Raw genomic sequence first — 14,187 nt, 5'->3', positions numbered from 1 at the left:
CTATATTTTTTGGGAAAAATACCTTTTTCCCTCCTTTTCCTTTTTATCGGCGGATCTTATAATAGAGAAATAAGATTCTGAAGGGGGGAATATTTTTGTTTTCTAAAAGTATGCCGGGGGAAATCCTGCTGCTCTTCACTTTAGCCATATGGTTTTTATTCTTTATGATCTATATGGGAAATCGGAAAAACAAACTCAACCAGTGGTGTTTTTTCAGCGGGATGTGTTTCAGTATCGGCGTTTTTAAAGAATATCTGTATCACTTTTTCTTTCCCTTCCTTATGGAAAACTGGCCCGGTCTGCTGAATCAGGAGACGGCGCTGACGCTCTATTCAATTTTAACGGCAATTCCCTACTATTTCGCCATGCCGATTTCGTTGATACTGGGATATTATTACTGCCACGTGGATCAGAAACATCCCCGGTTCTTCCCATGGCTCTGTGCCCTTACCTTTTTACCGGCGCTGATACTGGGAATTCGGTATCCCTTTACCCAGACACGGTATTATCAGCTTAATGACTCTTTTTATTACGGGCTGATAAGTTTCTACAACCTGCTGTCGGGCTGTGTTCTGACTTTTTTCATGGTACGAACCCTGATCAAGGAGCGTTTTCAGAGCTACTTCCGCCAGAAACTTTTAATTGCCGTTTTAGTTTTAACGCCTCTGTGGTTCACTCTGATGACGGTCCTTCCGGTACAATTACTGCGGCTTGAGAATCTGACGAAATTGTGGCAGTTAAACTTTGTAATCGTCTTTCTCATTATCGGATTCTATTTCTACCATGCTTTCCGGGGCGGTATTTTAGGCAATCGGCTGAAACATGAGGCCTACGACTGGGATTCGGAAAGCCGGGCGATTAATAAGAATATTCAGTTTATCCGTCATACGGTTAAAAATGAACTCATAAAAATTGAATGGTGTACCTCCCACTTAAATGAAACACTGGAAAACGAGGAGAAACAATATACCAATATGATTCTCTCCTCCTGCAGCTATTTACGGGAGTACTTAAATAAAATCAGTAAATATTCGGAAGAGATACAGCCGGAACCGGAGGAGTATCTTCTCATGGATTTAATTGCTTCTCCTGCTAAAAATATCCGGCACCTTTTTTCAAAAATTCAAATCCGGTTTGATTTTCCAAAAGATGTGAAGGTATTCTGTGACAAAATCCAGACAGAAGAAGTCCTCAGCAACCTGTTTTTTAATGCTGCGGAAGCAATGGAATTTTCCGGCGTTATTCAGGTTTCCTGTGCCCAAAATTCGCATAAAAATGAGCTGTCAATTACTATCCGGGATCAGGGATACGGCTTTTCTCCTGAGCAGAAAGATTTGCTTTTCTCTCCATATTACACCACCAAAACCATGGATAACCATATGGGACTGGGGCTGTATTACTGTAAAAATGTGATGACGAAACACGGAGGGCGCATTACCGCCTCCAGCAATCCCAAAACCGGGACTGCCTTTACCCTGGTCTTTCCCTCCGGAGATAACAGCGGCAAAAAGAAGCTTCATGGAAAATGACGGCCTGTAACGCCGTCATTTTTTCTCTGCTTTTTTTCTGGCTTCTTTTGCCCACCAGGGGATGTGGTTTCCGGCAGCCTGGTAATACTCTATGGCTTTCTCTTCGTCTTTCTCAACGCCCAGTCCCTTTTCATAACACAGTCCCAGTCGGAATTTTGCTTCCCTGCTTCCTTTTTCCGCCGCCTGTTTATAAAGGCGTACCGCTTCCTTTTCGTCTTTTTCAACAGTTTCTCCGCCGCAGAGATAACAGTAGGCCAACCTGCACAAAGCGAAGGGATGCCCTTTTTCTGCGGCTTTCTGATACAATTCTTCAGCGGCTTTCCTGTCTCTGTTACTTCCTTCCGGGCCAATGCCCCGTTCGTAGATCAGTCCCAGATTAAAGCAGGCTCTTACGTGGCCTTTTTCGGCGGCTTTTTTATAATATTCCAGAGCTTTATACTTATATTCTTCCATATTGGTCCGGCAGATAATCCACTCCGGACTGTCATCCCAGTTCATCAGAAACGTTCTTACCGCTTCCTGTCCCTCCTGGAGCAGTATCCGGTTTAAATCTCTCTCATAATAGTAGCCTAACTGAAACTGTGCTTCCGTTTCTCCCTGATCGGCCGCCTGTTTCAGCCAGAACTGCGCCGGCGTCTCCTCTTTGTCGAAATCTATCATGTGCAATTCACAATAGAGACCATAGTAATACATCGCCTTCGGATTTCCTGCCCTGGCTGCCTCCAGAAAGTATTCTGCTGCTTCTTTGGTGATCTTTTTCTTTCCGGCGGATTCAAAAAGTTCCATTCCCTTTTCAAAAGCTGCTTCTGCATTCATTGTTTCTTCCCCCTGTGATTAATAGTCTCCGTTTTCCAGCTCTTCTGCAGCGCTGATGGCCCTGGAGCGATACATATCTGACATTCCCGACATTCCATCCTGGAAGTAACTGTCTGCCATGCTGCTGTTAAACTCAAAATCTGCCTGTAAATCGGCCGCTGTATCCACGGAGTCCATGGTATATTTTACCGGATCCATGGTCATCATATCATTTACTGCGTCCATCACGGCGAAACTCCCCGCCGACCAGCCCGGATCGTAGTAGGGATTACTTACAAACCCGTCATAAAGGGGCGGAAAAATACCATTGGCTCTGTTTATTTCATTTATCTCTGCCATCTGTTCAATAACCGGAGGTACTTCTACGATAATCTCATTATAGAGCTGGTCAATTCCTGTATCATAGAGAATTCCGTTGCGCAGTTCAAATCCTTCTGCGGGCATTTCTGACATAATATCGCTGTACATCTCATCAATGCTGGTATCATAGAGAATTCCATTTTGTATTTCCATGTTTTCCGGCATCAGATCGGTCATCAGATCCTGGTAGCTTTCATCAATTCCTGTGTCATATAAAATCCCGTTTCTTAATTCAAATCCCATGTGTTTTCTCCTTTCTCAGATTCATTTTTACCCAGGCAGCCGCATCATCCATATCGCCGCATACGATGGCGTTGCCGATTCCCAGGGCCGTTATCAGTGATTTCTGTTCCTCCCGCAGCGCCAGACTGGAGGCCATTACCTGACAGTCGTCAGGAGCTGTCAGTCTGTGTACGATTTTATAGTTTGTATTTTTAATTACATCCGGGATCAGCCTGGTGGGAACCTGATCCACAATCAGTAATCCTTCCCCGTAACTGCGGATTTCCGAGAGCATATTGGTGAACAAATCTGCCACTGCCTGCTGGGGATTTCCGCTTCCCCCGTAATCCCCATGGGGTTTCATCAGCACATTGTGTGCCTCTTCCACTACGGTTAAATGCAGAAGTCTGTTTTTCTGCGCTTCTTTCCGATAGGCTTTGTCATACTCATATGCCGAAATCCGGTACTCATACAGACTTAGCATCAGTACAGACATAATCAGCGCCCGATCTTTTTCATTTGTAATCCTGCTGAGGTTAATTACTGCCGGACGGCCAAATAAATCTTCCCAGGGCGTTGAGATTCCCACATTCAGAATTTTCCCTCTGGATCCTCTGGTCAGATAATTAAACCGGGTTTCCAGCGACGCGCCGATGTTTTCCTGAACTTTCTGTTCATACCGGCGCATTCTTAATACCTCTTTTGCCACGGTCTTTAATCCTTCCAGCCGCGGATAGGTATGCGGCTGTTCCATCTCACCGGAAAGAAAGGCGTTTCTGTAAGTCAGGTACAGATACTGATATACGGTTTCATCAATGATTACCGGCAGGATGTCACTGACCGGAAGAGAGGCGTTTAACAGGGCGGTCAGTTTCTCCCCTCTGGTCATTAAATCGATCTTCGCTCCTGCCACCGCTCCCGGCTGAAAGGGGTTCAGATGAAGGGGTGTGGGGCTGACGCCTTCGATTTCCGAAGTTCCCGGCATATAAATCTGAAACTGCTGTTCTTCGGGCAGGATTTTGTTTTGCTCCAGTGCCCACCGGATATAATCGTCTTTGGCCGGTTCGATAATCAGCACCGGAATCTTACGATCCATAATCTCACGGATGATATTTTTACAGGTGGTTGATTTTCCGGATCCGGTACTGCCGGTTACCAGTCCGTGACGAACCAGTGCATGGGGATCAATTTTATAATCATTGCTTTGCACCACTCCGGTATCTACCACCTTTCCCAGGGTGATGGCGTCTCCGGTCAGCGGCGCCGGATTATTGGCAAACCGCACTGCCGTTTTCACAAACCGCAGGCCGGGCACGTCCCGCCTGGGAAGGGAGGAGGCCAGGGAAAGCTCTTCGGTATTCATGGGGGTACTGAGATACTGATACGCCTTTCCGAAAAGATGCCAGTCCTGTTCGTATTGAAAACCGGACTCCAGGGCTTCCTGTGCGTCCACCAGGGGGATTAAATCCAGTTGATTCTTTACAATTTCCATGGCTCCTGAATGATTTTTCAGGGTATGAATCCGTATCGGCTCCAGGTAGGTTTCATCTCCGGAGTAAACGGAACGGAGCATTCCGCCTACTGTATGGATGTCTTTGCGGGTATTTCCCAGAAGATAAACCCCTGTATTCCATAATCCCAGGTTTCTGCCTTTTTTCAGCCTTTCAATATGTTTATCTATAAGCTCCTCTGCATACTGAGCAAATTTATCCAGATACTGGGTGGAAATTCCCCGGGAGAAATTCATGGAAATCTGTTTATTTAATCCGAACATACCGCCTACCCCTGTACTCATAAGCCGCATCAGGCTGCTGCCTGCCAGGAAGGAAACTCCCATACAGGCCCCCAGCAGTCCGCCGGCAATTCCTGCCATAGCTCCCAGAGCCGCCTCCTTATTCTGGGACTCTCCCTGAGACTCGTTTTCTGTGACAGTGCGGTTTACGTTTTTATGAATTTCACTTCCCAGCCTCCGCATTTTCTGAATGGTATCTGCCACTTCCTCATCCGGCATGGGATCCGCAATAATCAAAAGCCCGTAATCCTTCTCTCTGCCCTGCAAATCCCGGATTCCAAATGCCAGAGAGTCCAGAGTCTGAAGACTGCCCTTCTTCTGATCTTTTCGGAAAGAGGGAATTCCCGTAATCGCTCCCAGAGCCCTGTAATTTGCCATGGTTGAGTGAATCTGCGTATATGTCTCTTCCGGCTCCATGGCATGAAGTTCCACCCCCGGCATACTTCCTGCCGCCGCCTCCCGGATTTGCTCAATGGCGTCCTGGGAACTGAAGCTCTTCTGAAAAGAACAGGTCCCCAGATAGAGGTTGGTCTCTCCGTGCACCCGGTTTAAAAGAAACAAAAGCCGGTGTCCCCAGGCGTGCAGAGAAGAGAGAACTCCCTGCCAGCGGGAAAGCAGATCATAATCCTGGATATTTCCCGGATGGACGGGGAGGCGCACCATCTTCAGCCAGGTTACCATCTTAGGCGCCGTGGGAATCTGTGCAAACTGATCCCACTGGGAAATATGATTCAGATAACTTCTCTCCAGACAATAATCCAGAAGATTCTGATAGAAATCATCGGGAACCTGAAGGGTATTGGGAATCCGGAGCTGATCCAGTTCAATTCCTTTAAATAAGTCGCTAAATAGCAGTTTCCTGGTCACATTACTCATTTTTTACCTCCTGCCGTATCCTGTATTTACCTCTCTTATGTTTCCATTCGTCTCTCTCTGTCAGCCACTGAAGAGCCGTCAGCCAGGACGTTTCCCGGATTCCTGTGGCGATAGTCCCCGACTCTGAGACAAGGAGATTTTTCTCCCTTCTGCCCGGCTTTAACCGGACGGCTATGGCCTTCATAAATCCGCCTTCCACATAATACTCTCCGGCTTCCTCATATCTGAAATACCATTTCATATACACTCCCCCGGTATCATTTATCATCAGAGAAAAGGCCTTTCGGTCTGTCAGAACTGTATACAGAGTAAACGGTCTTCCCACCAGCTGTTCTCTTCTGTGAGTCATCTGCAGAAGATACACCTGCTCCCCGGGCTCCTGAAAGGAATAAATTCTCGATAACTGCTGAAGGAGCGGCCGGGGAATCTGCCCCAGAGCCCCGGGAAACCGGCTGCAAAACAGCTCCCTGAACTCCCGTTCTTCCAGAAAGGCCGGTTTTCTCTCCTGGGGAAGAGTCCAGGCTTCCACCATGCTTCCGATTGTGGGAAACTGAAGGGAAGTCTGCAGAAATCCACAGATACTTCTGGCCCGCAGGGGATCCGGCGAAACGCCTTTTCCCCACTGATAACACATAACCAGGTTCAAACCTGCCTGCCGCGCTCCTGTATTATAAATATCAGAAAGATCTTTGGCCGCAGTTTCAAAATAGGTGAAGGCTTTTTTATAATCTCTTTCCACACCTAAACCATAAAACAGGCTCTCCCCCATAAAGTTTTCCAGTTCACAGAAAACGTAGCGGCCGGGGCGGTATAACTCTCTGAGTTTTCCCTCCTGCTGAAAATATCCCGTTACATACCGGGCCTCCATGTCCGGGCCCTTTTCTTCCAGTAATTTCCTGCTCCAGAATCTTCTTTTCTCATAGGTCTCTTCCTGATACGCCAGATAAACTTCTGCGTCTGTCTGACCCTCTTCTGCGGAATAGAAGATCCATTGAATCCCTTCTTCCCGGTTTCCTTCCAGTATCAGCGCTCTTCCATATTCCCACATGGCGTCCAGGTGTCCCATCTGGGCGGCCTCTCTCCACCAATAGAGGGCTGCGGCCGGATTATACATCACCTGTTCTCCTGACTGATACGCCTTTCCAAGGAAGTACTGCGCTTCCCGATCGCCTTTTTGCGCTCTCTGGGCTAAATCCTGAGAAAACTCTTTTATGGAATCTGCTTTTTTAGAATCGGTTCTTCTGACATTTCTCCTGACCTGAATAGACTGTACAGAATACACCAGTCCGCAGCCCACGGTTTCCTGCGGCCGGGACATCTTAAGCAGTCGCTTTGGGTGTTTCTGAATATTTTTAAGACCTAAAGGGGGACAGGATGGGATCCGATCCATCAGAATGTCCTCCACGAAATACCACTGACTGTGTCCTCCTGTCAGGAGGATGAAATCAATTTCTTCTTCACTTTTCAAAATGCCTTTTTCTATTCCCTGCTTCAGAATTCCCTGTATCAGCCTGGCAAAAACTTTCAGATAATCTTCCGCCGTCTCTTCCAGTGTTTTTCTCCCGAGAGGAGGAAAGGACGTAGGGATAATATTCCAGAGCTGAAAGATACCGGAAATAAAGGGACAGGAAGTCACTTCTTTATCCTCTTTCAGCAGTTTCGATACAATATCTTCTTTCCAGGCTTTACAGTTTTCCCGATTTTTTTCGGCAAAATTTTCTATAACTGTGGGGGGAATAGGGTTTTCCTCTAAATAGCTGCACAGATACCCATTTAAAATCCCATCCATCTCATTTCCGCCGAAAAAAAGCCTGGACTGGGCTTCCGGCCAGGTAAGCAAAATCTCATTACTCTCACCCGGCTTATAGCGGCACAAGGCCAAATCCGTAGTCCCTGCTCCCATATCAATCATCAGCATATTCAGAGGCTTTCCCTGGAAGAACCCCTCCCAGGACTCAAACCGCTGTCTCTCCTGCACCAGAGCTGCATACAGGGCCGCCGTAGGTTCCTCCATTCCTTTCACCTTGGGAAATCCGCTTTCCCCTGCAGCTTCCAGCATAAATTCCCGGGTTTCTTCTTTCCATTTGGCCGGATAGCTGAGAATGGTCTGTACCTCATCATACTTTCCAAAATACATTTCCTGCTGCACATAGTGCCCGTAGAGATACCGGAGAAATTTCCGGGTCAGATCTTTCGCCTTCTCCTGTTTTTCCATATCCGGGCTTTCCAAATCCATTTTAAAATTACTGTAAAGCAGGGAATTCTCCCTCTCCGGCTGTGCATCGTATCCGTAGTAAAAACTGCCTTCCTGTACCCGTATTAAGGTGGGGACCATGGCCAGGCCGTCAAATTCCACATACTGGGAAGAGGAAGGATTCTGATCTGCCGGTTCTTCCTCTGCGTAATTTTTTATTTTAATTAAAGAAGTACTTGTTCCGAAATCAATTCCAATTATCCTCTTTATCATGTTAATTTCTCCTTTCTTCGATTATAGCAAATAAAAATTTCGATAATTCCCAAATTTTATAGGAACTGTTCAGAATAAATACATGATATAATTTGCATATCATTTAGGAGAAATTAACGGATGAATCCATTACAGAGACTACAAAATTCATTATTATTCAGAATATTATTCGGAATTGCAGTTCCATGTATTCTGGCGGGGGGATTCTTTTTTCTATATCGATACGGCAGTCCTTTTCCCTGTTTTTTTCATTCCCTGACAGGATTTTACTGTCCCGGATGCGGTACGGGGAGAGCCCTTTCTGCTCTGATTCACGGCGACGTCTTCAGGGCTTTTCGGAATAATGTCCTGCTCCTTCCCGCCATCCCTATCGTAGGATGGTATTTTTTTCAGCAGTATCTGTATCTGGTATTTCATAAAGACTATATTTGGATGCCTAAAGTTTCCCTGAGAACTTATTACCTCATCATGCTGATTATTTTAGGGTACTGGGTTTTGCGAAATCTTCCCTGGTTTCCTTTTACCCTTCTGGCACCCATTTCATAAAAATTTTTAAAGAAAGGACCCATACAGACTGTATGGACAGGTACACAACATGAAAAATTGTCCCAACTGCGGTACACAATTGCCCGACAACATGAATTATTGTCAAAAATGCGGCTTTGTGTTCCAAAACACAAATCAAAATCCCGGAGGCCAGACTCCGCCTAATTATCAGCAGAACTACCAGCAGAATTATCAACAGAATCAGGGCTACAATCCCAACGGATATAACCCCAATTATAATAACACCGGAAATAACGGACAGGATGAGCCTACTGCGTCTCTGGGCGGGACCCGTCTTACAGAAACCCATCTGTTGATCTGGTCCATTGTCAATTTAATCTGCTGTTGTCCGCCTCTGGGAATTGCGGGACTGGTTTTCTCCGTAACCGCTAAAAAGCAGCCTACCCGTGAACAGCAGGAGAAAAAGCTGCAGACGGCTGTAATGCTGTGCATCATAGGCACTATAGCAGGATTCCTGTTCGATATATTGTGGTTTTTCTTTCTCTTGATGGTATAATCAGACTTTCTGAGGAGCCTTAAATCATTTCCGTGTGATCTAAAAAACGTATCGGTTTCAGAGAAATCCGTCTCTGAATAACCGATACGTTTTTTTATGCAATAGGAAATTCCGTCGGATTTCCTATTACATAAAAATCGCTCCGCTGTGGATGCGACCATATTGTCTCTGTTCTCATTCATTCTGCGGAACACTTTCCAGCCTTCTTAATACTTTTCTGAACTGAATGCTAAATAAAACAGCCGTAAAGGTCACCGCTATGGTATCCGCGATAGGTTCCGCCAGATAAACCGCCATGGTCTTTGTCTCCGGAAGTATCTGAGGCATGATATAGATAAGAGGAATTAACAGAACAAATTTCCTCACAACAGCTACTACAATGGATTCTTTGGCGTGTCCGATAGAGGTAAACGTCATCTGGCAGGCTATCTGAATTCCAAACAGCAGCATAGCCGCCATATAGATTCTCAGGGCTGTCTTTGTAAATTCCATCAGCTCCTGATCGGAAGTAAAAAGTCCTGCAAATCCCTGGGGAAACAGCATAACCGCCGCCCAGAGAAGGACCGAATAGCAAAGGTTTACTTTCAAAAAGAGCCAGTAAGCCCCTTTGACACGTTTCGTATTTCTGGCTCCGTAATTATAACTGATAATCGGCTGCGCTCCCTGGCCAAGTCCCTGAAGGGGAAGCATGGCAAACTGCATAACGCTGGTAAGAATGGTCATTGCTCCCACGGCAATGTCGCCGCCGTATTTTAAGAGGGAGGAATTAAAGCAGACGGAAATCACACTTTCACTGGCCTGCATAATAAAGGTAGCCAGTCCCAGAGCCAGACAGGGAAGTATGACTTTGGCTTTCAGACGAAGACTCTTCCTGCGGATTTTCAGGAAAGTCTTTTGTCCGCAAAGGAAAGCCAGAACCCAGATGCAGGAGACAGCCTGGGAGAGAATGGTTGCCAGAGCCGCTCCCCGGACGCCCCATCCGAATCCGAAAATAAATATGGGATCCAGAATAATATTGCAGACAGCCCCGATTAGTACGGAATACATCCCTGTCTTTGCAAATCCCTGGGCAGTGATAAAGGCATTCATTCCCAGGGTAAGCTGCACGAAAATCGTTCCCACTGCGTAAATCTGCATATAATCTGTGGCATATTCAATGGTATTGCCGCTGGCTCCGAAAACCATCAGAAAATCCCGGTTCCAGAGAAGCAGCACAGCCGTTAAAAGCAATGACACTATCATTTGTGTGGTAAAACAGTTTCCCAGTATGTTCTCTGCTTCCCCACGCTCGCCTTTTCCCATGGAGATGGAAGCTCTGGGCGCTCCTCCGGTGCTGACCAGAGCGGCAAAGGCCGAGACGATCATAATCACCGGCATACACACCCCTACTCCCGTCAGAGCCAGAGCCCCTTCCCCGGGAATATGTCCTATGTAAATCCGATCCACAATGTTATACAGCATATTGATAAGCTGGGCCACTACCGTAGGAAGCGCCAGTTTGCGAAGCAGTTTTCCCACAGGTTCTGTGCCCAGAAAATCTTCTTCCTTCATCTATTTCTCCCTCCTTCAATTCCCAAAACAGGTATGCTGACGCTATTTATTGTAAATAATAAGAAGCTTTTCCGTTTTTGTCAAGAATTGGAAAGAAAGATAGTTCTTGCTTCTTTTTGCCCTTTATGGTATAGTTTATCTGCCTTTCTTATGTAATAGGATTAAGGTGTCAAAACCTAATCGTAAAGGAGGATAATTTTATGGATCTTTTACGTCAGGATATAAAATCCCTTTATTTTAAATATCTTTCCGCCGCCTTTGGAAGCGCCATGATCAGTTCTATTTATGCTATTGTGGATATGGCCATGGTAGGACAATACCAGGGGCCTGACGGTACTGCAGCGCTGGCAGTGGTGGCTCCTATCTGGAATCTGATTTACAGCCTGGGACTTCTTACCGGAATCGGCGGCTCTGTTCTTTTCAGTACTCTGAAGGGACAACAGCAAAAAGGCGGAAACTCGGAGAACGAATACTTTACCGCTTCTCTTACGGGGACAGCCGCCTTTGCCCTGATTAGCTGGCTGCTGATTCTGTTTCTGGACGCTCCTCTGCTTCGCCTTTTCGGCGCTGATGAGGCGCTGCTGCCTCTGGCCCAGGAATATCTGCTGCCCATTAAGTTTGTGATTCCGTTCTTTGTTTTTAATCAGATGCTGGCCGCTTTCCTGCGAAACGACAGAAATCCGGGACTTGCCACTGCCGCTGTTCTTTCCGGAGGAATCTTAAATATTATCGGAGATTATCTCTTCGTCTTTCCTCTGGGAATGGGGATCATGGGCGCCGGACTTGCCACTGCCCTGGGTGCAGCCCTGACTTTTATAGTGTTACTGAGCCACTTTTTCACCTCCCGGAATTCTCTCAGGATTGTGAAAGTATCCGCGTTTCCTCAGAAATTAAACCGGATTCTGGTCATGGGCTTTTCCACTTTCTTTATTGATGTGGCAATGGGCATTCTGACCATGTTTTTCAACCGGCAGATAATGAAATATTCCGGTTCCGCGGCTCTTTCCGTCTACGGTATTATTGTAAATGTCAGTACGGTTGTTCAGTGCTGCGCTTACAGCGTGGGACAGGCTGCCCAGCCCATACTCTCCATAAATTACGGGGCGGAAAAACGGGACCGGGTACGTCAGACTTTAAAATATGCCCTCTGGACAGCCGGATTTTTCAGTCTCGCCTGGACACTGGCCATACTGGTATTCCCCAATGGTTTCACCCGGATTTTCATGAATCCCACTGCAGAAGTGCTGAAGATGGCTCCTCCTATTATCCGAAGTTACGGGATTTCTTTCCTCCTTCTGCCTTTTAATATTTTTTCCACTTATTACTTCCAGGCTTTGATGAAACCGAAGGTTTCTTTCCTGGTTTCCGTATCCAGAGGCCTGGTCATCAGCGGGATTCTCATTTATGTCCTCCCCGTTCTGGCCGGGGTGGGATCCTTATGGTTTGCCATGCCGATTACGGAACTGCTTGTTTTCGCCTACGTGGTATTTTCCATGAAACGTTATAGCTGACATAGAAAGGTCTCAGAAATCTGACATGATTTCTGAGACTTTTACATTTCTTTCCTGTATCCAGGTTTCAAGTATCCGCTTTACTGTTTCTACTTCCGGTAATTCCGGCATGGGATTTCCCTCCTTTTCGGGCAGATTTTTTAATCTTCTCATGGTAGAAATAATTTACAACCACCGGCGGCGCTTCAAAAGGACGCTTCATACTGTCATCGTTGGTTTTGTACTCCAGTCCGTTTTTCTCTGTAAAGGCTTTCAGCTCTGCATCCAGCATCTCCCAGTAACTGCGGTTTCCTTTGATGTAAATATCCCGGTACAGGGACATCAGTTCCGGATATTTCTCCTTTATGTAATTCAGAATTTCCGTTTTATAGTTTCCCCGCAGATTCAGATTCTCCAGCCAGATCAGATTGCACTGCCCTTTCGTCCGTTCAATAATGGCCTTCACATCGGTAATTTCCGGAAAAATCGGCGAAATAAAGCAGGTGGTACGCACTCCGGCCCGGTAAAAAGCTTCCATGGCTGCAAGCCGTCGTTCAATGGATACTGCCTTGTCCATATCGTTTTTGAAATTTTCATCCAGGGTGTTAATGGACCAGGACACACGGGCATCGGGAAAGGTTTTTATCAGTTCCAAATCCCGCAGTATGAAATCGCTTTTTGTGGCAATGGATAGTTTGACACCGCTGCCTTTTAGCTGAAGAAGCAGCTCTCTTGTCCGTCCGTAAGTCTCTTCCTCCGGAAGATAGGGATCTGTAACCGAGCCGATAAACAGCTCCTTACCCGCATATTTTCCCGGATTCTTAATTTCCGGCCATATCTTCACATCCAGGAAGGTTCCCCAGGGTTCTTTATGTCCTGTGAAGCGTTTCATAAAAGATGCATAGCAATAACGACACCTGTGGGTACAGCCGGTGTATGGATTAACCGAATAGTCACATACCGGCAGATTGGATTTTGACAATATACTTCTTACTTCTGTTGTGTTAATGACTGGTTTTTCCATTTCCTGCTCCTTTCAAGAATGACTTCTGCACTCCCTGGGTCACAGTATCCTCGGGTCTTACCTGTCCCAACAGCAGGGGGGAATCCGGATCGTGATACCGGAAATTTTCAAAGGCCTTCTGTGGATTTTTATTGGCATAACAGTATTTGCATCCGTTCATACAAGTATCATAGGCCCCGATGTCCCGGCTTTCTATACAATGACAGCCCTGGCGCATTCCCTTATGCTTCAGATTTCTAAATTCAATTCCATTTGCTTTTCCTAATATATCGAGAGTCATGCATCCGGATGCGTGAATTCCATACCGGGTATAATCTCCGTTTGTTCCGCAGGTCTGAATCCGGATCCCATATTTATTTGCAGTGGATCCCAGTCCCTGCGCCAGAAGATTCATCTCCTCCACAGAGAAGGGGTGTATCTCCGGCATATTGACTTCCAGCTTTTTATACATTTCCACAAAACTGAAAATGCAGCGGTCAATATAGGGGGCAAGAACTTCTGCCATTCGTTCAAAGGTTTCCAGATGGCGGGAAATGGTGTATTTGCCAGTCAGAAGAACCGGATCATAACGCCATGCTATACGCTGCTTTCCCACAAGATCAGAAAGTTCTTTCAGAGTTTCCATACTTTCTTCAATGGAGGGAACTCCCGGTTCTATGTCCTTCCCGTAAGCTGTAATGGTATAGTGAAAATATGTGTGAAAACGATCGGTAATATCATGTAAATGGGGCAATATGGGTTTATAATTTTTCGAACAGAAAACCACGCAGTCCACTTTATCGGGAGTCAGTTCATAACGGCTGACTTTATTTGGAAACATGGGGTTCCGAGTCAGTACATACCCCTCCGAAAAGCGGCGCAGCAGCCATTTGGTATAATACTGGACCGTATCTGTCCGTCCTCCTGTATTAATAATCATTCCTGTTCCTCCTCATTTTATCCAATATTTGACTGTCTATTTTTTGACTTTAGAATAACACAAAACTTTCCAAAGATC

General features: G+C 46.1%; 12 protein-coding genes and 1 pseudogene. 5 read left to right on the top strand and 8 right to left on the bottom strand.

All coding sequences use genetic code 11. From position 1 onward, the window contains the following. The first annotated feature begins 95 nt into the window (after positions 1-95). Positions 96-1,529: a sensor histidine kinase gene (locus B5F53_RS01255; protein WP_087218544.1), complete on the top strand. Its 1,434-nt coding sequence runs from the start codon at positions 96-98 to the stop codon at positions 1,527-1,529. A 15-nt stretch (positions 1,530-1,544) separates the two neighbouring features. Here B5F53_RS01255 and B5F53_RS01250 read toward each other — a convergent pair whose 3' ends face one another. The 4 genes from B5F53_RS01250 to B5F53_RS01235 are packed head-to-tail and all read right to left on the bottom strand — an operon-like array spanning position 1,545 to position 8,062. Further along, positions 1,545-2,345 (bottom strand): tetratricopeptide repeat protein, encoded by an 801-nt coding sequence (locus tag B5F53_RS01250; RefSeq protein WP_087218542.1) that lies wholly within the window; start codon positions 2,343-2,345, stop codon positions 1,545-1,547. A gap of 18 nt (positions 2,346-2,363) precedes the next feature. After that, positions 2,364-2,948, bottom strand: coding sequence for a hypothetical protein (locus B5F53_RS01245; protein ID WP_087218538.1), 585 nt, complete (start codon positions 2,946-2,948; stop codon positions 2,364-2,366). Further along, positions 2,938-5,595 carry an ATP-binding protein gene (locus B5F53_RS01240; RefSeq protein ID WP_087218535.1) on the bottom strand — a complete coding sequence of 886 codons (2,658 nt, stop codon included), beginning with the start codon at positions 5,593-5,595 and terminating at the stop codon, positions 2,938-2,940. Before B5F53_RS01240 ends, B5F53_RS01245 begins: the two co-directional genes overlap by 11 nt. Further along, positions 5,588-8,062 (bottom strand): Hsp70 family protein, encoded by a 2,475-nt coding sequence (locus tag B5F53_RS01235; RefSeq protein WP_087218532.1) that lies wholly within the window; start codon positions 8,060-8,062, stop codon positions 5,588-5,590. Before B5F53_RS01235 ends, B5F53_RS01240 begins: the two co-directional genes overlap by 8 nt. 120 nt (positions 8,063-8,182) lie before the next feature. On the opposite strand from B5F53_RS01235, the gene B5F53_RS01230 reads away from it, so the two are divergent. The 3 genes and pseudogenes from B5F53_RS01230 (at position 8,183) to B5F53_RS01225 (ending at position 9,125) form a co-directional block, all read left to right on the top strand. Continuing rightward, positions 8,183-8,608 (top strand): DUF2752 domain-containing protein, encoded by a 426-nt coding sequence (locus tag B5F53_RS01230; RefSeq protein WP_087218529.1) that lies wholly within the window; start codon positions 8,183-8,185, stop codon positions 8,606-8,608. Positions 8,609-8,657: 49 nt separating this feature from the next. Beyond that, positions 8,658-8,723 (top strand): annotated as a pseudogene (locus tag B5F53_RS20915) (zinc-ribbon domain-containing protein); the annotation flags it as partial. A 3-nt stretch (positions 8,724-8,726) separates the two neighbouring features. Continuing rightward, entirely contained in the window at positions 8,727-9,125 is a 399-nt protein-coding gene (locus B5F53_RS01225) for a CD225/dispanin family protein (protein ID WP_204246893.1), read from the top strand. A gap of 174 nt (positions 9,126-9,299) precedes the next feature. Here the strand turns inward: B5F53_RS01225 and B5F53_RS01220 are convergent, their stop codons facing one another. Then, complete coding sequence (locus B5F53_RS01220; RefSeq protein ID WP_087218523.1) at positions 9,300-10,676, bottom strand: MATE family efflux transporter; 1,377 nt, start codon at positions 10,674-10,676, stop codon at positions 9,300-9,302. Positions 10,677-10,876: 200 nt separating this feature from the next. Between B5F53_RS01220 and B5F53_RS01215 the strand changes: the two genes are divergently transcribed. After that, entirely contained in the window at positions 10,877-12,187 is a 1,311-nt protein-coding gene (locus tag B5F53_RS01215; RefSeq protein ID WP_087218520.1) for an MATE family efflux transporter, read from the top strand. 12 nt (positions 12,188-12,199) lie between these two features. Here B5F53_RS01215 and B5F53_RS20910 read toward each other — a convergent pair whose 3' ends face one another. Genes B5F53_RS20910 through B5F53_RS01205 form a run of 3 tightly spaced genes read right to left on the bottom strand, consistent with a single transcriptional unit; the run spans position 12,200 to position 14,109 of the window. Continuing rightward, positions 12,200-12,298, bottom strand: coding sequence for a DNA-formamidopyrimidine glycosylase family protein (locus B5F53_RS20910; protein ID WP_442856276.1), 99 nt, complete (start codon positions 12,296-12,298; stop codon positions 12,200-12,202). Beyond that, on the bottom strand, positions 12,255-13,190 hold the full coding sequence (locus B5F53_RS01210) for a radical SAM mobile pair protein B (protein ID WP_087218517.1): 936 nt from the start codon (positions 13,188-13,190) through the stop codon (positions 12,255-12,257). The genes B5F53_RS20910 and B5F53_RS01210 overlap by 44 nt, the downstream gene beginning before the upstream one ends. Beyond that, on the bottom strand, positions 13,171-14,109 hold the full coding sequence (locus tag B5F53_RS01205; RefSeq protein ID WP_087218514.1) for a DUF1848 domain-containing protein: 939 nt from the start codon (positions 14,107-14,109) through the stop codon (positions 13,171-13,173). The genes B5F53_RS01210 and B5F53_RS01205 overlap by 20 nt, the downstream gene beginning before the upstream one ends. Between the last annotated feature and the right edge of the window lie 78 nt (positions 14,110-14,187).

Origin of the sequence: Blautia sp. An249, from assembly GCF_002159835.1 — a bacterium.
GTDB lineage: Bacteria > Bacillota > Clostridia > Lachnospirales > Lachnospiraceae > Blautia_A > Blautia_A avistercoris.
Note: the sequence above shows the minus strand (reverse complement) of the source record. Positions and strands in the feature narration are given on the sequence as shown.